The organism is Actinomadura sp. NBRC 104425, assembly GCF_030269545.1.
GTDB lineage: Bacteria > Actinomycetota > Actinomycetes > Streptosporangiales > Streptosporangiaceae > Spirillospora > Spirillospora keratinilytica.
This window is the reverse complement of sequence record NZ_BSTN01000025.1, coordinates 50,895-68,222: the sequence shown is the minus strand read 5'-3', so window position 1 is coordinate 68,222 and position 17,328 is coordinate 50,895. Positions and strand designations below refer to the sequence as shown.

The 17,328-nt window shown below is 72.9% G+C and carries 15 protein-coding genes; 7 read left to right on the top strand and 8 right to left on the bottom strand.

Annotation, left to right across the window (positions count from 1 at the left end):
- The first annotated feature begins 21 nt into the window (after positions 1-21).
- Both QSK22_RS27230 and QSK22_RS27225 read left to right on the top strand, forming a co-directional pair.
- Entirely contained in the window at positions 22-792 is a 771-nt protein-coding gene (locus QSK22_RS27230; RefSeq protein WP_285497250.1) for an ABC transporter ATP-binding protein, read from the top strand.
- 3 nt (positions 793-795) lie between these two features.
- Entirely contained in the window at positions 796-3,324 is a 2,529-nt protein-coding gene (locus QSK22_RS27225; protein WP_285497249.1) for an FtsX-like permease family protein, read from the top strand.
- On the opposite strand, the gene QSK22_RS27220 is transcribed toward QSK22_RS27225, so the two are convergent.
- Both QSK22_RS27220 and QSK22_RS27215 read right to left on the bottom strand, forming a co-directional pair.
- On the bottom strand, positions 3,318-3,689 hold the full coding sequence (locus tag QSK22_RS27220; RefSeq protein ID WP_502872374.1) for a zinc ribbon domain-containing protein: 372 nt from the start codon (positions 3,687-3,689) through the stop codon (positions 3,318-3,320). The two genes, QSK22_RS27225 and QSK22_RS27220, sit on opposite strands and share 7 nt — an antisense overlap.
- A 13-nt stretch (positions 3,690-3,702) precedes the next feature.
- Positions 3,703-3,921 carry a hypothetical protein gene (locus QSK22_RS27215; protein WP_285497247.1) on the bottom strand — a complete coding sequence of 73 codons (219 nt, stop codon included), beginning with the start codon at positions 3,919-3,921 and terminating at the stop codon, positions 3,703-3,705.
- A gap of 100 nt (positions 3,922-4,021) precedes the next feature.
- On the opposite strand from QSK22_RS27215, the gene QSK22_RS27210 reads away from it, so the two are divergent.
- Positions 4,022-4,432, top strand: coding sequence for a hypothetical protein (locus QSK22_RS27210; RefSeq protein WP_285497246.1), 411 nt, complete (start codon positions 4,022-4,024; stop codon positions 4,430-4,432).
- A gap of 66 nt (positions 4,433-4,498) precedes the next feature.
- Here QSK22_RS27210 and QSK22_RS27205 read toward each other — a convergent pair whose 3' ends face one another.
- Positions 4,499-4,900 (bottom strand): winged helix-turn-helix transcriptional regulator, encoded by a 402-nt coding sequence (locus QSK22_RS27205; RefSeq protein WP_285497245.1) that lies wholly within the window; start codon positions 4,898-4,900, stop codon positions 4,499-4,501.
- 140 nt (positions 4,901-5,040) lie between these two features.
- On the opposite strand from QSK22_RS27205, the gene QSK22_RS27200 reads away from it, so the two are divergent.
- Positions 5,041-5,616 (top strand): YceI family protein, encoded by a 576-nt coding sequence (locus QSK22_RS27200; RefSeq protein WP_285497244.1) that lies wholly within the window; start codon positions 5,041-5,043, stop codon positions 5,614-5,616.
- 445 nt (positions 5,617-6,061) lie between these two features.
- On the opposite strand, the gene QSK22_RS27195 is transcribed toward QSK22_RS27200, so the two are convergent.
- Both QSK22_RS27195 and QSK22_RS27190 read right to left on the bottom strand, forming a co-directional pair.
- Complete coding sequence (locus tag QSK22_RS27195; protein ID WP_285497243.1) at positions 6,062-7,903, bottom strand: glycosyl hydrolase family 18 protein; 1,842 nt, start codon at positions 7,901-7,903, stop codon at positions 6,062-6,064.
- 633 nt (positions 7,904-8,536) lie between these two features.
- Positions 8,537-9,001, bottom strand: a complete 465-nt coding sequence (locus QSK22_RS27190) for a MarR family winged helix-turn-helix transcriptional regulator (protein WP_285497242.1) — start codon at positions 8,999-9,001, stop codon at positions 8,537-8,539.
- 60 nt (positions 9,002-9,061) lie between these two features.
- Here QSK22_RS27190 and QSK22_RS27185 point away from each other — a divergent pair, with 60 nt between their 5' ends.
- Complete coding sequence (locus QSK22_RS27185; RefSeq protein WP_285497241.1) at positions 9,062-9,469, top strand: cupin domain-containing protein; 408 nt, start codon at positions 9,062-9,064, stop codon at positions 9,467-9,469.
- A 19-nt stretch (positions 9,470-9,488) separates the two neighbouring features.
- Here QSK22_RS27185 and QSK22_RS27180 read toward each other — a convergent pair whose 3' ends face one another.
- Together QSK22_RS27180 and QSK22_RS27175 are read right to left on the bottom strand one after the other, a co-directional pair.
- Complete coding sequence (locus tag QSK22_RS27180) at positions 9,489-10,133, bottom strand: response regulator (RefSeq protein WP_285497240.1); 645 nt, start codon at positions 10,131-10,133, stop codon at positions 9,489-9,491.
- Entirely contained in the window at positions 10,097-11,380 is a 1,284-nt protein-coding gene (locus tag QSK22_RS27175; RefSeq protein ID WP_285497239.1) for a sensor histidine kinase, read from the bottom strand. The genes QSK22_RS27180 and QSK22_RS27175 overlap by 37 nt, the downstream gene beginning before the upstream one ends.
- 367 nt (positions 11,381-11,747) lie before the next feature.
- On the opposite strand from QSK22_RS27175, the gene QSK22_RS27170 reads away from it, so the two are divergent.
- Complete coding sequence (locus tag QSK22_RS27170) at positions 11,748-14,126, top strand: Tex family protein (RefSeq protein WP_285497272.1); 2,379 nt, start codon at positions 11,748-11,750, stop codon at positions 14,124-14,126.
- Between the two features lie 49 nt (positions 14,127-14,175).
- On the opposite strand, the gene QSK22_RS27165 is transcribed toward QSK22_RS27170, so the two are convergent.
- Entirely contained in the window at positions 14,176-15,267 is a 1,092-nt protein-coding gene (locus tag QSK22_RS27165) for a DMT family transporter (RefSeq protein WP_285497238.1), read from the bottom strand.
- A 310-nt stretch (positions 15,268-15,577) separates the two neighbouring features.
- On the opposite strand from QSK22_RS27165, the gene tig reads away from it, so the two are divergent.
- Positions 15,578-17,044, top strand: coding sequence for a trigger factor (gene tig, locus QSK22_RS27160; RefSeq protein WP_285497237.1), 1,467 nt, complete (start codon positions 15,578-15,580; stop codon positions 17,042-17,044).
- The last annotated feature ends 284 nt before the right edge of the window (positions 17,045-17,328 follow it).

Here is a 17,328-nt window from a genome sequence, read left to right as displayed (position 1 = left end):
GGCTCCTGAAAGGCAACCCGCATGTCAGTGCCCCTACCCGCCGACGTCGTCCGTCTCGAACGGGTCACCAAGACGTACGGAGGTGAGCAACCCGTCACGGCGCTGGCCGAGGTCGACGTCCGCTTCGCCCGCGGAACGATGACGGCGGTCATGGGGCCGTCCGGCTCCGGCAAGAGCACCCTGCTGCACTGCGCGGCCGGACTCGACCGCCCCACCTCCGGTCGCGTCCTGATCGGCACGACCGATCTGTCGACGATGTCCGAGAAGCGGCTGACCGAGCTGCGCCGCGACCGGATCGGCTTCATCTTCCAGGCGTTCAACCTGGTGGGCGCCCTGACGGTGGAGCAGAACATCCTGCTGCCGGCCCGGCTGGCGGGCAGGCGCCCGGACCCGGCGTGGGTCGCCGAGGTGATCGACCGGGTCGGACTGGGACACCGGCTCGGACACCGGCCGGCGCAGCTGTCCGGCGGGCAGCAGCAGCGGGTGGCGATCGCCCGGGCGCTGGTCACCCGGCCCGAGGTGATCTTCTGCGACGAGCCCACCGGCGCGCTCGACACGCAGACCGCGGCCGAGGTGCTGGGCCTGCTGCGGTCGGCGGTCGACCAGTTCGGACAGACGGTGATCATGGTGACGCACGACCCGGTCGCCGCGTCGTACGCCGACCGCGTCATGGTGCTGGCCGACGGCCATATCGTGCGGGACATGCCCCAGCCCGGCGTCCAGCGGATCGCCGAGCAGCTGGCGATGCTCGACCGCCGGCAGCGGCAGCCCGTCGCGAGCAGGGAGGGCTGAGCGGTGCTCGGACTCGCCGCACGGATGCTGCGCCACCGCAAGGGCACCTTCGTCGCGACCTTCCTGGCGCTCGCCGCCGGGGTCGCGGTCCTGACGGTGTGCGGGGTGCTCGTCGAATCGGGGCTGCGGTACAAGGGAGAGCCGCAGCGGTACGGCGCGGCGTTCGCCGTCATCGCCCGGCACCAGCTCACCGTGCAGGGGCCGGAGCGGTTCGGCGAGCGCGAGACCAGCACGGTGACGCTGCCCGAGCGCGGCAGCCTCCCGGAGTCGCTGGTCCGCAAGGTCGCCGCGGTGCCCGGCGTGGCGAACGCCGTGCCGGACCGGACGATCGCGGTCGCGGCGGCGGCCGCGCCGAAGGTGCCCGTCGCAGGCCACGGCTGGGGGAGCGCGGTGCTCACGCCGTACAAGGTGGTGTCCGGCACCGCGCCGCGGACCCAGGGCGAAGTCGCTGTGGACGAACGGCTCGCCGCGGCGGGGAAGCTGCGCCCCGGCAGCACCACGGCGATCCTCACCGGCGGGACCGTCCACCAAGTCCGGGTGAGCGGCGTCGTCAAGGCGTCCGGCGTGCGCGGGCCGCAGGCGGCGCTGTTCTTCACCGACGCGCAGGCGGCCCGGCTCTCCCCGCGGCCCGGCCGCGTCGACGCGATCGGCGTGATCCCCGCGAAGGGCGCCGACCGGGAGGCCGTCACCGCCGCGGTCGAGCGCATCGCGGACGGCGCGGGCGCGACCGCCTACACCGGTGACGAACTGGGCCTGGCCGAACAGCCCGAGGCGGTCGCCGCCAAGAGCTTCACCCTGGAGGCCGGCGGCGCGTTCGGCGGCTACGCCGCGCTGATCATCGGTTTCGTGGTCGCCGCGACGGTCGGCCTGTCGGTGCGGTACCGCCGCCGCGACTTCGCCCTGCTGCGGGCGATCGCGGCGACCCCGGGCCAGGTCCGGCTGCTGATCCTCGGCGAGGTGGGCATGCTCAGCCTGCTCGCGGCGGTGGTGGGCGTGCCGATCGGCCTGCTCGCCGGCCTGTGGATCGGGGACGAGCTGGTGACCCGCGGCTTCGTCCCGGAGAACTTCACCATGAGCGGCGGGATCGTGGCCGCGCCCGCGGTGACCGTGGCCGTGGCCGCCGTCGCGCTGCTGTCCGCCTGGATCGCCGCCCGGCGCACCACCCGCATCCGGCCCACCGAGGCGCTGGGTGAAGCGGCCGTCGAACCGGGCCTCGGCGGCCGGGTGCGGGTCGTCTCCGGCCTGGCGCTCCTGGGCTGCGCGGTCGCGCTGACCGGCCTGACCGGCATGACCAGCGGCCAGACCGCCATGGGCGCCGCGGTGGGCATGCTGTACATGTTCGTGCTGGCGATCGCGCTGCTCGCCCCGTGGATCAACCGGGCCACCGCGGTGGCGCTCGCCCCGGTCCTGCGGACCGTCTTCGGCAACAGCGGCTACCTGGCCGCAGCGAACCTGCGGGCGAACGCGCGTGGCATGGTCGCCGTGCTGACGGCGCTGGTGCTCTCCGTCGGGTTCGGCGGCACCGTCTGGTTCCTGCAGGACAACCTGGAGCGCCAGACGGTGGTGCAGAGCCGGGAGGGGACGCTCGCCCAGCACGCGCTGGTCGGCGGCGCCGGGCTGCCCGCGGCGGTGGCCGCGCAGGCCCGCCGGATCCCCGGCGTGCTCGCCGCGACCGGAGTCCGCCGCACCTCGGTGATCGTGCCGTTCATGGACGAGGCGATGACGGTGGTCGCGCAGGGCATCGATCCGCAGGGCGCGGACCGGACCATGGACCTGAAGGTGAGGTCGGGCAGCCTCGCCGCGCTGGGGGCCGGCACCGTGGCGGTGTCCTCGTCACAGGCCGACACGTCCGGGTGGAAGATCGGCGGCAAGGCCAAGCTGTGGCTCGGGGACGGCACGCCCGTCACCCTCAAGGTCGTCGCCATCTACGACCGGAACCTCGGCTTCGGCGACGTCACCCTGAGCAACGCGACGCTCGCCGGGCACACCGCCACCGATCTGAACGACCACGTGCTGGTCCGCAGCGCGCCGAACGCCGACGTGGTACCGGCCCTGACCAAGTTGGCGGACGCGTACCCGGCGAGCGCCGTCACCACCACCGACCGGTTCACCGGCGCACTGGCCCAGGACCTGGCGATCAGCTCGTGGCTGAACAAAATGCTGGTCGCCGTGCTGGTCGGGTACGCGGTGCTCGCGGCCGCCAACACGCTGATCATGGCCGCGCTGGCCCGGGCCCGGGAGCTGTCCCTGCTGCGCCTGGTCGGGGTGACCCGCCGTCAGGTGAAGCGGATGGCGAACGCCGAACAGGCCGCCCTGCTGGGCGTGGCGCTCACGATCGGCGTCGCGATCGCGGCGGTCACGCTGTCCTCGATCGTCAACGCCATCGCCGGGCAGCCCGTCCCGTACGTTCCGGCGCTGGGCTGGGTCGTGATCGTCGGTGGCACGGTGGCGTTGGCGCTGGTGTCCACGATCATCCCGATCGGCCGGCTCCTCCGTACCCCACCGGTCGAGGGCATGGGCATCCGCTATTGACGCGCCCCCCGGTGTGAAGGCCGGGGATTCAGACCGTGCCGCATCGTGCGGCACCTCTGCGGCTTCCTGTTCCACCGGGACCGTGAGCCCCCCGCCAGGCGGCGGGGCTCACGGTCCCTCCAGGCGTTTAGCCTCTCCGCCCGCCCGGCGGCGAAAATGTCGGCGGCGGAGTTGACGTCCCGGTGGTGCCGGGCACCGCACGCCGCGCACGCCCAGAAGCGGACGTGCAGGGGTATGGGGCCATCGAGCACACCGCAGGCCGAACACCGCTGCGAGGTGGGCTCGAACCGGCCGATCCTGATCAGCGTCCGGCGCCGTCCCCGGACGCAAGGGCCACCCGAATGAACCGCGCCGACCCACGGCAAAGGGGCGGTGGCGTCAGGAATTGCGGCGGGGGACGGTGGAATAGTCCTGGCCGTCAAGTTGGGCGATGTCGTCGGCGGTGACGTGGGCGGTGCGGCCCTTCCACGATTCGCCCTCCATCTCGATCCAGGCGATGCGGGCGCCCCAGGCGCCGTCGGGCATCCGCTCCCAGGCCAGCAGGTACGCCGGGCCCGCCGCGGTGGCGGAGTGGATCATCGGTGGAACGTGAGGCATGGGATCGTTTTATCCGGTTCCTCTGACAATCGCGTTCACCTTCCGACTTTACGCCCCGCGGAAATGGGAGTTCGGCCCGGATTTCCGTAGGGTCGGCGCCATGGCGTACGAGTACGTCGGGCCGGAGGAGATCGCGCGGCGGGTCGACGGGGTGGTGGGACGGCCCGTCCGCTCCCCGGCCGACCTGGACCAATGGCTCGCCGAGCGGCGAGACGAGCCGTTCACCTTCGTCGTGGACGCCGGCGGCACCCTGCTGCTCGCGCCGCGCCGCAGCGAGCACGTGGCGTGCGCGGGCGCCCGCCCCGTCCTGGCCGCCGGAGAGATCGCCTTCGCCGCCGACGGCGGACGCTGGGCCGCCAACGAGATCACCAACCAGTCCACCGGGTACTGTCCGGATGCCGGCCCGCCGTGGCCGCTGCGCTCGACCGGGCGCAGGTGTCGCACCCCGGCGGTTTCACAGAGGTGTTCGTCTTCCGGCACTGCCCGCCCTGCGGGGAGCTCAACCTGGTGAAGGACGCCCACTACGTGTGCGTGTTCTGCGACGCCGCCCTTCCCTCGTGAAGGGCGGCCCCCTGGGTCAGCGGACGGCCAGGGCGGCTTCCTCCCGCGCGCGGGCGTCATAGCGGGCGCGGGACTCGATGACCTCCTCCAGGTGGGTCTCCACCCAGGTGACGAGGGTGCCGACGGCGTCCAGCAGGGTGCGGCCGAGCGGGGTGAGGGCGTAGTCGACGCGCGGCGGCATCACCGGATAGACGGTGCGGGAGACCAGCCCGTCGCGTTCGAGGCCGCGCAGGGTGACGGTGAGCATCCGCTGGCTGATGCCCTCGATCTCCTTCTTGAGCTCGGTGAACCGCTTGGTCTCCGTGCCCAGGTGCGCGATCACGTACAGCGACCACTTGTCGCCCACCCGGCCGAGGATCTCCCGCGCGTGGACCGCGACCGGACCGTTGCACGCCCCGACATCGGGCTTGACCTCCATGGTTCCCTCCCTGTGACCACGGCAGAAAAAAGTGCCTTCTTGTGCGTCCGCTGCTGCTTTTCGCAGGATGGCGGCAGTTCCCTTCCGTAAGTGAGGAATGGAGGGGAACCCGCTTACCAGCCAGAACTCAAGGAGACACGATGACGGCCGACCTTGTCGAGATCCCCGGCTACGTCGCCGGGAAGTGGACCGTGGACCCGGTGCACTCCAGCGTGTCGTTCTCGGTCCGGCACCTGATGGTCGCCAAGGTCCGCGGGCGCTTCGCCGACTTCACCGCCGACATCGTCACCGCGGACGACCCGCTGGCGTCCTCGGTGACCGCCACCATCCAGGTGGCCTCGGTGGACACCGGCAACGCCGACCGCCACGCGCACCTGCGCACCGCCGACTTCTTCGAGGCCGACCGGTATCCGACGATCACCTACCGGTCCACCGGCCTGCGGCCCGACGGGGACGCGTTCGCGCTGGACGGCGAGCTGACCGTCAAGGGCGTGACCAAGCCGGTGCCGCTGCGCCTGGAGCTGGGCGGCTTCGGCCCCGACTACTTCCTGGAGGACCCGTCCAAGGGCGCCCGCGCCGGTTTCACCGCCACCGGGAAGATCAACCGGCTCGACTTCGGGGTCGGTGACGAGGGCACCGTTCCCGGCGGTGCCGTGGTGGTGGCCCATTCGATCGACATCAGCCTGGACATCGAAGCCGTGCTCAAAACCGACTGAACGAGTCGGAGTACTGGGCAATGCGGGTCCGCCGGTGTCCGGTCGACCACCTGGCAGCGCGCCCGGCGTGTACGGGGGGCGGCGCCGGGCAGGGACCGCACGCCGCGCCGCCCCGTCGTGGTCCCGTCAGACGCACGGCCGGGCAGTCCGCCGAGGCCAGGCCGCCGCCCGGCGCGACGCCGACGGTGCGCTCCGGCGGTTCCACGGTGAGCCGTGCGAACAGCGAGGGGGCGCCCCGGACCTGAGGGGACCGCGTCCGACGCCGCAGCGAGCCCGCGCGGGCCACCGGTGCAGAAGGCCGGCCGCACTGCGGGCGCGCACAGCGGGCCCGCACATGGAAGGGCCCCTGACGGCCGATCGCGCAGCCGTCAGGGGCCCTGCGTCCCGCCGGGTGGTCGCTCGAGGCGCCTGCGTGGCGGTCACCCGGCGGGCGGTCCGGCGGATGTCAGCCGAGGCCGTTGCGGATGGCGGTGATGAGCTCGCCGTTGCTGGTGTCGCCGCTCAGTTCCCAGAAGAACGAGCCCGCCAGCCCCTGGTTCTTGGCGTAGGTCATCTTGCCGCCGATCGTGGCGGGCGTGTCGTAGCTCCACCACTGGTTGCCGCAGTAGGCGTAGGCGGTGCCGCCCACGGTGCCGGTGGCCGGGCAGCTGTTCTTGAGCACCTTGTAGTCCTCGATGCCCTGCTCGTAGGTGCCGGGCGCGGGGCCGGTGGCCGAGCCGCCCGGGGCGCTCTGCGTGACGCCCGTCCAGCCGCGTCCGTAGAACCCGATGCCCAGCAGCAGCTTGCTCGCCGGGATGCCCTTGGACTTCAGCTTCTGGATGGCCGCGTCGGAGTTGAAGCCCTCCCGGGGGATGCCCGCGTAGGAGGTCAGCGGCGAGTGCGGGGCGGTCGGGCCCGCGGCGTCCCAGGCGCCGAAGAAGTCGTAGGTCATCGGCAGGAACCAGTCGACGTACTGGGCTGCGCCCGCGTAGTCGGCCGCGTCGATCTTGCCGCCCGACGAGGCGTCCGCGGTGATCGCGGCGGTGACCAGGTTGCCGGAGCCGAACCGCTGCCGCAGCGCCGCCATCAGGTTGCGGAACCCGTCCGGGCCGCTGGTGTCGCAGGTCTGCCCGCAGGCGTTCGGGTACTCCCAGTCGATGTCGATGCCGTCGAACACGTCCGCCCAGCGCGGGTCCTCGACCAGCTTGTAGCAGGAGTCGGCGAACGCGGCCGGGTTGGCGGCGGCCTGTGCGAAGCCGCTCGACCATGTCCAGCCGCCGAACGACCACAGCACCTTCAGGTGCGGGTACTTCTTCTTGAGCTTGCGCAGCTGGTTGAAGCTGCCGCGCAGCGCGCCGGTGTCCCAGGAGTCGGCCTGGCCGTCGACGCTTTCGGCGGCGCTGTAGTACCGGTCGTAGTCGGCGTAGGAGTCGCCGACCGTGCACTGGCCGTTCTGCACGTTGCCGAAGGCGTAGTTGATGTGCGTGAGCTTGGCGGCCGACCCGCTGGTGTCGATGTTCTTGACGTGGTAGCCGCGCTGGTAGACGCCCCACTCGGCGAAGTAGCCGACCACCTTGCCGCCGGACGTGCCGGGGTCGTCGCCGCCGGCGGCGTCGGTGGTGACCGACACGGCGTTGGACGCGGGGGAGGTGTTGCCGGCCGCGTCCCGGGCCCTCACCGTGAACGTGTAGGAGGTGCTGGGCGACAGGCCCGATACCGTGGCCGTGGTACCGGTGACGGTGTCGGCCTTGGTGTCACCCCGGTACACGTCATAGGCGGTGACGCCCACGTTGTCGGTTGCCGCGTTCCACGCCAGCGTGACGCTGGTGGAGGTCTTGCCGGTGGCGCGCAGGCCGCTCGGCGCGGACGGGGCCTGGGTGTCGCCGCCCGGCTGCCCGCTGCCGTCGCATGCGCCGCCGTTCACCGTGCAGCCGGAGATCCACCCGGAGCCGGTCCCGACGAAGCCGAAGGAGGCGGTGCCGCCCGGGTTGACGGTGGCGTTCCAGCCGGCGTCGGTGAAGGTGTAGTGGTTGCCCGAGACGGTCTTGGTGGCGTCCCAGGTGGACCCGATGGACGTGCCGGACGGCAGGTCGAACTCCAGCTTCCAGCCGGAGAGCGCCGTGGCCGTCCCGTTGGTGATGGTGCACTTGCCTTCGAAGCCGGTGCCCCAGTCGGAGGTCTTGGTACAGGTCGCGGTGACCGCGGCCGCCGCGGTCGCGGCCACGGGTGCGGCGACCGCGGCTGCGGCCGCCGCGAGCGTGAGTGCGCCGGCGAGGGCGATCGCCCGCCGTCCGCCCGATCTGGACATGCTTCTCCGTTCGCTCGTCCCCCGAAACCAGTCGGTAACCCCGATCGGCCGAGGAGCACGGGGCCCGTGCCGCCGTGCCCGGGGGTGCGCGCTTCGAGCGGCGCGGTGTGCGGGTGTGCGGAGTGGACGGTGGTCGGGTCACAGCGGGGGGCCACGGCGTCCGTTCGGCGCCACTCTTAGGAAAGTTTCCTAAGAATTAGCTCGGATGGTAGCCCGGGCCGCCCGCCCCATCAAGGGCTTTCGGCCACTCGGCCCGCGGCGCCTCGCTGGTCTGTGCGGCTGCCTGGAGACGTACGGCCGCCACCCGCAGCGGCCGCGCGCGGGACGCGGGCCCCGCCGCCCGCCGCGCTCTGAGCACGGCGGTGGAATCTGCCCGACACCTGGGCCCGGCTGCCCGGAGGCGCGGCCAGGCGGCGTGTCCGGCGGGGGCTGCCGCGCCTTGGCATGCGCGTCCGCTGCGCCTTGCCGGGGCCGTGCGGGATGTGGGCTGTGCCGCCCGCCGCATTCTGGGGGTGGTGGGGTCCGGTCGGCGCCATGGGTACGGCTGTCCGGGGGCGTGGTCGGAGGGCGCGTCCGGTGCGGTGCGGGGGCGTGCGTTCGCCGTGCCCTGGTGCGCGCGTTGCCGCGCCCGGTTCACAGGTTCGCGAACCAGCCGGGGACGTCCAGCGGGAAGTGGCCGTCCGGCGTCATCGTGCGCAGCCCCTCTTCGACGGCCGCGAGCCGGTCGGCTCCGAGCGTCCGCTCCCAGCGCTCGCGGATGCGGTCGAAGCCCTGCGCCGAGCGCGCCAGCGCGTCCAGGCCCCGGTCGGTCAGCCGGACGACCTTGCGCCGCGCGTCGGCGGGGTCCCCGACCCTCGTCACGTACCCGAGCCGTTCCAAGTGCTCGACCGTCTTGCCCGCGGCCTGCTTGGACACGCCCAGGCGGCGGCCCAGCTCGGCGGCCGTCGTGCCGTCCGGTCCGATGGCTTGGAACACGAAGCCGTGCATGGGGCGTAGGTCCGGATGCCCTTGCGCGGCCAGCTCCGCGTGCAGCTCGTCGACGATCGCGCGGAAGCCCAGCAGCAGCCGCAGCGGCAGCTCGTACCCCGGAGTTGACATGAAAGACAACCTCATTGACTATATGGACAACCTCGTTGACCATCCTAGGAGTGAACCGACATGACCCTCGTACGCGGTGCCGACGCGCGCCGGACGCAGACGCCCAACGCCGTGATGACGACCCTCGCCACGCCCACGCAGGGCGGTACCGGCACGGTCGCCGTCTGGCGCGTCGACATGCCCGCCGGAGGACGCGGCCCGCTGCACGCCGCCGACGTCGAGCAGGTGTGGAGCCTGCTGGACGGCGACGCGACGATCGAGCTGGGCGACGGCGTCCTGGAGGCGGCCGCGGGCGACACCGTGGTGATGGCCGCCGACGTGCCCCGCCGGGTGACCACCGAAGGCGGTTTCGCCGCCGTGGTGGCCGCGGCGGCGGGCGGCCACGTCTACAACCCCGACGGCGTCGGCGACGGATGCGCGATGGGCCCCAAGGGCGCCGACCGCATCGTCCCGCCGTGGGCCGCCTGAACCCGGCCGGCGCCGCCGGTCAGACGCCGAGGTAGGCCAGGACGGCCAGCACGCGGCGGTTGTCGTCCTCCGACGGCGCCAGGCCGAGCTTGGTGAAGATGCTGTTGGTGTGCTTGCTGATCGCCTTCTCCGTCACGAACAGGCGGGCGGCGATCGCCGCGTTCGACCGTCCCTCGGCCATCAGGCCCAGCACCTCGCGTTCGCGCGGCGTCAGCGCCTGCAGCGGCTCCTCCCGGGCCCGCTTGGTCAGCAGCTGGGCCACCACGTCCGGGTCCAGGGCCGTGCCGCCCCCCGCCACCCGGCGCACCGCGTCGACGAACTGGCCGACGTCCGACACCCGGTCCTTGAGCAGGTAGCCGACGCCGCCGGAGCTGTCGGACAGCAGCTCCCGCGCGTACAGCTGCTCCACGTGCTGCGACAGCACCAGCACCGGAAGCCCCGGGATCTGCCGGCGCGCCTCCAGCGCCGCCTTCAGCCCCTCGTCGGTGAACGTCGGCGGCAGCCGCACGTCCACCACCGCGACATCGGGACGGTGGGTGGTCAGCGCCCGCACCAGGGACGGCCCGTTGTCGACCGCCTCGACCACCGTGAACCCGAACGCCTCCAACAGCCTGATCAGGCCGTCCCTCAGGAGGGCGAGGTCCTCGGCGATGACAACGCGCACGGCAGCTCCATGGTCACTACGGTGGGTCCGCCCGGGGGGCTGGTCACGGCCATCGTGCCATCGAAAGCGGCCAACCGCCGCTCGATGCCGCGCATGCCGCTGCCCTGGCCCGGGTCGGCGCCGCCGGTCCCGTCGTCCCCGACGATCATCAGCAGCCGGTCGCCGTCGTGCTCGATCTGCACCCAGGCGCGCCGGGCGCCGCTGTGCTTGACCACGTTGGCCAGCATCTCGGCCACGGCGAAGTAGGCCGCCGACTCCACCGGCGCCTCGGCCCGTCCCGGCACGTCGATCCGCACGTCGACGGGCAGCGGCAGGGACAGCGCCAGCGCCCGCACGGCGCCGTCCAGGCCGCGTTCGGCCAGCACCGGCGGGTGGATGCCGCGCACCAGGTCGCGCAGCTCGGTCAGGGCCTGCCCGCTGGCCGCCCGGGCCTCGGCCAGCAGCTCCTGCGCGGCCTCGGGGTTCTGCTTCATCAGCTCCTCGGCCAGGCCGATGTTCATGCTGAGCGCCACCAGCCGGGCCTGCGCCCCGTCGTGCAGGTCGCGTTCGATGCGGCGCAGTTCGGCGGCCGAGGCGTCCACGGTCTGCGCGCGCGTCTCGGTGAGCCGACGCACCCGCTCCTGCAGGGCGCCGCGGGTGGGCGCGAGCAGCGACTGGACGAACAGCGCGTGCCCCTTGAGGATGTGCGGCCCCCACCGTAGCCCGGCCAGCGCGAGCGGAGCGCCGAGCAGGACGCATCCGGCGGCGCCGACGAAGCCCCAGTCGCTCAGCGGCCAGAACGGGCCCCACCCGTACCAGCCGAAGTGCCCCAGCCACGACGCCAGGGCGACGCCCTCCAGCCCGTAGACGACCATCGCCGCGGGCAGCAGGTTCAGCACCAGCCCGATGGGCGCGTTCAGCAGCGTCCACAAAAGGTCGCGCCACGTCGCGGGGTCGGCCAGCATGGCGAACAGCCGCCGCACCGGCCCGCCTTCGGGCAGAGCCCGGTACGGGCGGGCGACCGTCACGCCCGACCATTCGGCCGCCCACACCCGCTGCAGATCGGCGAACAGGCGCACGCCGTTGAGCGCCAGCGGGGCCAGGAGCAACCCCACCCCCACGGGGATCAACGCGATGGACACCACGCTCAGGACGAACAACGGGATGCCAGCCGCGGGCGACAAGACCGTCTGGACGAGCCCCCGCAGGCAGGACAGCAGCCCCCGTTGCGCTGTTTTCCAGAAGCGGTCGCCGGACGTCTGGTTCACCGCTTCCCCTCTCTATGTGACGCGACCCGCCCATTGTGTTCGGCCACCGGCGGCCGCGGCAGGGGCCTAACCCCACCTGCGGGCACCGGAAGGGGTAGGACAAACCCCACCATCCGCGCGCCGGGCGATCGACGTGCGGCCCCGCCGATCTGCGCGGCCCGCGCGAGTCGATCTGCGCGGCCCGCGCGAGTCGATCTGCGCGGCCCGCGCGAGTCGATCTGCGCGGCCCGCGCGACAAGCGGCCCGATTCCCAGGACAATGCACAGGCGAACCCAGCGGAGAAAGCGAATCCAAGAACGTGACAGCGTCCAACACGCAGACAGCGAACCCCGCCCAGGCGGCCGACGGCCGCGCCGTCCCCGGCGCCGTGCCGGTCGCCCAGCGCATCGCCGAGGAGCTCGGCGTGCGCGAAGGGCAGGTCCGCGTCGCCATCGAGCTGCTCGACGGCGGCGCCACCGTGCCGTTCATCGCCCGCTACCGCAAGGAGGCCACCGGCGCTCTCGACGACGGGCAGCTGCGCGCCCTGGAAGAGCGCCTGCGCTACCTGCGGGAGCTGGACGAGCGGCGCGCCGCGATCCTGGAGTCCGTCGAGTCGCAGGGCAAGCTCACCGACGAGCTGCGCGCGCAGATCATGGCCGCCGACTCCAAGGCGCGGCTGGAGGACATCTACCTGCCCTACAAGCCCAAGCGCCGCACCAAGGCGCAGATCGCCCGCGAGGCCGGCCTGGAGCCGCTGGCCGACCTGCTGCTCGGCGACCCGTCCAACGCCCCGCAGGAGGCGGCCGCCGGCTACGTCGACCCGGACAAGGGCGTCGCCGACACCGCCGCGGCGCTGGAGGGGGCCCGCGCGATCCTCGTCGAGCGGTTCGCCGAGGACGCCGACCTGATCGGCGAGCTGCGCGAGCGCATGTGGTCGCGCGGCCGCCTGGTGTCGAAGGTGCGCGAGGGCAAGGAGGAGAGCGGCGCCAAGTTCGCCGACTACTTCGACTTCGCCGAGCCGCTGGACGAGCTGCCCTCGCACCGCGTCCTGGCGCTGTTCCGCGGCGAGAAGGAGGAGGTCCTCGACCTCGACCTGGAGCCGGAGGAGCCCGCCGAGGAGCCGGCCGCCCGCAGCTCCTATGAAGCGGAGATCGCCCGGCGCTTCGGCATCGCCGACCAGGGCCGGCCCGCCGACCGCTGGCTGGGCGACGTGGTGCGCTGGGCCTGGCGCACCCGCATCCAGGTCCACCTGGGCATCGACCTGCGCACCCGGCTGCGCCAGCAGGCCGAGGACGAGGCGGTGCGGGTGTTCGCCGCCAACCTGCGCGACCTGCTGCTGGCCGCGCCCGCCGGCACCCGCGCCACCATGGGCCTGGACCCGGGCCTGCGCACCGGCGTGAAGGTCGCCGTCGTGGACGCCACCGGCAAGGTCGTCGCCACCGACACCATCTACCCGCACGAGCCGCGCCGCCGCTGGGACGAGTCGATCGAGACCCTGGCCCGGCTCGCCCGCGCGCACCGGGTCGAGCTGGTGGCGATCGGCAACGGCACCGCGTCCCGCGAGACCGACAAGCTCGCCGCCGACCTCATCGCCCGCCACCCCGACCTGAAGCTCACCAAGATCATGGTGTCGGAGGCGGGCGCGTCGGTGTACTCGGCGTCCGCCTACGCCGCGCGCGAGCTGCCCGACCTGGACGTGTCGCTGCGCGGCGCGGTGTCGATCGCCCGCCGGCTGCAGGACCCGCTGGCCGAGCTCGTCAAGATCGACCCCAAGTCGATCGGGGTCGGGCAGTACCAGCACGACGTGTCCGAGGTGAAGCTGTCGCGCTCGCTGGACGCCGTCGTCGAGGACTGCGTGAACGCCGTCGGCGTCGACGTCAACACCGCCTCGGTGCCGCTGCTGACCCGCGTGTCCGGCATCGGCGAGACGCTGGCGGAGAACATCGTCGCCCACCGCGACGCCCACGGGCCCTTCCGCACCCGCGCCGGGCTCAAGGAGGTGCCCCGGCTCGGCCCCAAGGCGTTCGAGCAGTGCGCGGGCTTCCTGCGCATCCCCGGCGGCGACGACCCGCTCGACGCGTCCAGCGTGCACCCGGAGGCCTACCCGGTGGTGCGCCGCATCCTCGACGCCGCCGGCACCGACATCAAGGGACTCATCGGCAACACCGCCCTGCTGCGCTCGCTCAAGCCCGAGAAGTTCGTCGACGACACCTTCGGCCTGCCGACCGTCACCGACATCCTCGCCGAGCTGGAGAAGCCCGGCCGCGACCCGCGTCCGGCGTTCCGCATGGCCGAGTTCAAGGAGGGCGTCGACACCCTCGACGACCTCAAGCCGGGCATGGTCCTGGAGGGCGTGGTCACCAACGTCGCGGCGTTCGGGGCGTTCGTCGACGTCGGCGTGCACCAGGACGGCCTCGTGCACATCTCCGCCATGTCCGACAGGTATGTGGAGGACCCGCGCGACGTCGTCAAGCCCGGCGACATCGTCCGCGTCAAGGTGCTGGACGTCGACCTGCAGCGCAAGCGGATCTCGCTGACCCTGCGCCTGGACGATGAGCTCCCCGGCCCCGGGGGCGGCGCGGGCGGCCGGCGCGGCGGCCAGGGGGACCGCCAGCGCCGCCAGGGCGGCCGCGGCAACGGCCAGGGGCGCGGCGGCCGCCGGGGCGGCCCCTCGGTCGGCGGCGGCGCCATGGCCGACGCGCTGCGCCGCGCCGGTCTCGACAAGGGGCTCCCCGGCATGGGAGGCCAAGGCAAAGGTCGCCGCTGACCGCCGTAAAAAGAACGCCCCGGTGCCGCGCGCGGTGCCGGGGCGTTCCCTAGCCCGAGTGCTCTTCTTCCGAGGGGCTCGGCCGGTCGGGGGCCTGCCCCGGGGGCTCGTCCGCGGAGGGGCCGCGCGCGGGCGGCGCCTCCTTGGGCGGCTGCTCCAGGTACGGCGCGGCGAGGTGGGCCTGGCCGAACGGGTCACGCGACAGCGGATCGCGCGACGGCGGGATCTGGCCGAACGGATCGCGCGCGGGCGGCTGCGGCTCCTCGTGCGCTGCGGCGGGCTCTGCGGCGGGATGGTGCCGGGGGAACTGCGCCACCGCGATCGCCGCCAGCGCCAGCGCCGCCAGCCGCATCGCCGAGTGACCCGTGTCCCGCGGCCACGGCTCCCCGTACAGCAGCGTGCCCATGAGCAGCAGGTAGGTCTTGGCGGCCACGGTCATCACCGTCGCCACGATCGACACCCGGCACCGCTGGAACGCCGCGACCATGATCCCGAAGCCGATCGCCGCCGCCACCACCGTCACATACGGGTACGGGGTCGCCAGCACCTGCGGGTCGGCGCCGCCCGCGTCGCTCCACCCCTTGATCGCCAGCTCGGCGGTGCCCACCGGGAACCCGGACGCCAGCCCGTAGGCGATGCCGGTCACCGGGCGCGCGTGCCGCCCGTCCGGCCGCACGTCCTCCAGCACCAGGATGACCACCGGCACCAGCAGCGGCGGGACGACGACCGCCGCCAGCCGCCACGGCGGCACGTCCGCCTCGCCGATCGGCGGGGCCTCGCGCATCGACAGCACCAGCAGCGCGACCGCGCCGCCGACCAGCAGCAGGCTCAGCCACTCGCGCGCGGTCAGCCGCTCGCCGAAGAACACCAGCGCGATGGCCAGCAGCGGAAGCAGCCCGGACATGAAGATCGGGATGGCCACGCCCAGCGCCAGCTCGCCCATGGCGATGATCTGCAGCACCAGCCCGCCCAGCGCCGGCACCAGCCCGGCCAGGAAGACCCAGTCGGTCAGCACCACCCACGCCATGCGCGGAATGCGGTTGCCGCGCAGGGGCTCAACCCGGGCAGCGGCCAGCCGGAACACGGCGAAGCTGACATAATAGAGCGCAGTCGCTCCAAAGGCCGCGGTTATCCCGTTCATCCCGCACGAGTATGGATGTTCGGGGTGCGCCATGTCACACCCCCCAGGTGATCGTCGACCGGTCCGGCCCTGCCGCGGGTATGCCATCCGGTATGCGACAAGTCGATGACCTCGGCGTACGCGCTCGGGGCGTCCGGCCGCCGAAAGTGGCCGTCCGATGTCGGCAGACGCCGCCGCGACCCCATAGACTTGGCGGCGCGAAGGCGCGGAGTCCTCTTCGGCGTGCCCGCGCCTGCCTGAGATACCGGCTGGCTGAGTACGCGTCGAACGCCGCGGCCGAGACAGCGCCCGATCAAGGAGACCAACCCCAGTGAAGACCGATGTCGAGGAGCTGACCCCGACCCGGGTCAAGCTCACCGTCGAGGTTCCGTTCGACGAGCTCAAGCCGAACCTCGACAAGGCGTACAAGGAGATCTCGCGCCAGGTGCGGATCAAGGGCTTCCGGCCCGGCAAGGTCCCCGCCCCGCTGATCGACAAGTACGTCGGCCGGGGCGCGGTCCTGCAGGAGGCGGTCAACGACGCGCTTCCGCAGCTGTACGGCCGCGCCGTCGAGGAGTCGGAGATCTTCGTTCTCGGCCAGCCCGACGTCGAGGTGACCGAGCTCGACGACGGCAAGCAGTTCGCCTTCACCGCCGAGGTCGACATCCGGCCCAAGTTCGAGGTGCCGGACTACGACGGCCTGGAGGTCGTGGTCGACGACGCGGTCGTCACCGACGAGCGCGTCGAGGAGACCATCGGCAACCTGCGCGAGCGGTTCGCCTCGCTGACCACCGTCGACCGCGCCGCCGAGGCGGGCGACTTCGCCGTCGTCGACCTCGTCGCCGAGATCGACGGCGAGCCCGTCGAGGACGCCTCCACCACCGGCCTGTCCTACGAGATCGGCAGCGGCTCGTCGGTGGAGGGCCTGGACGACGCCCTCACCGGCCTGAAGGCGGGCGAGAGCGCCACCTTCACCGCCCCGCTCAAGGGCGGCGAGCGCGCCGGCGAGGAGGCCGAGATCACGGCCACCGTGCAGAGCGTCAAGGTCAAGAACCTGCCCGACCTCGACGACGAGTTCGCCCAGCTCGCCAGCGAGTTCGACACGCTGGAGGAGCTGCGCGCCGACGTGCGCACCCGGCTGGAGCGGCAGCTGCGCGCCCAGCAGCTGTCCCAGGCCCGCGACCGCGCCCTGGAGGCCCTGCTCGAGAAGATCGACATCCCGCTGCCCGAGAAGGTGGTCGAGGAGGAGATCAACCGCCGCAACCAGCAGCTGGAGCAGCAGCTGCAGATGGCGGGCATGACCAAGGCCGACTACCTGGAGAGCGAGGAGAAGTCCGAGGAGGACTTCGACGCCGAGATCGCCGAGGCGGCCCGCCAGGCGGTCAAGGGCGGCTTCGTGCTCGACCAGCTCGCCGTGCAGGAGGAGCTGGGCGTCGAGAACGAGGAGCTCAGCGAGTACGTCGTCACGCAGGCCATGCAGATGGGCGTGCCGCCGCAGCAGCTCGCCCAGTACCTCACCGAGAACAACCAGCTGCCCGCGATCGTCGCCGAGGTGCTGCGCAACAAGGCCCTCAACCTGGTCGTCGAGCACGTCTCGCTCAAGGACGAGTCCGGCAACCAGCTCGACGTCGCGGCGATCCAGCGCGAACTGAGCGGCGAGACCGTCCAGGCCGAGTCCGAGGACGCGCAGGAGGACTCCGCGGCCGAGGAGCCCTCCGCCGAGACCGACAAGCCCGCCGAGTCCGACGAGCCAGCCGAGTCCGACGAGCCAGCCGAGTCCGACAAGAAGGACTCCTGACGGAGATGTGACGAGTCCGCCTGCCCGGCCCACCGGGCAGGCGGACTCGGCTGCGCGCCGCCGACCGCCCACAGCGGTCGCGGCGTCGCCTCACGCGCACCACGCGACCACCCGCACCAACGCCCGCCGACGCGCCACACGGGCGTCCCAGCCCCGGCCTGCCCAGACAGCGCCAGCCAACCGCGCTGCGCCTTCGAGAGCCTTGCGGGCGCGCCGCCCGCGGAGGACGCGTCGGCGAGGCGTACCCCGGCCGAAGGGGCTGGCCGAGGGCGTGCGGACGCTCA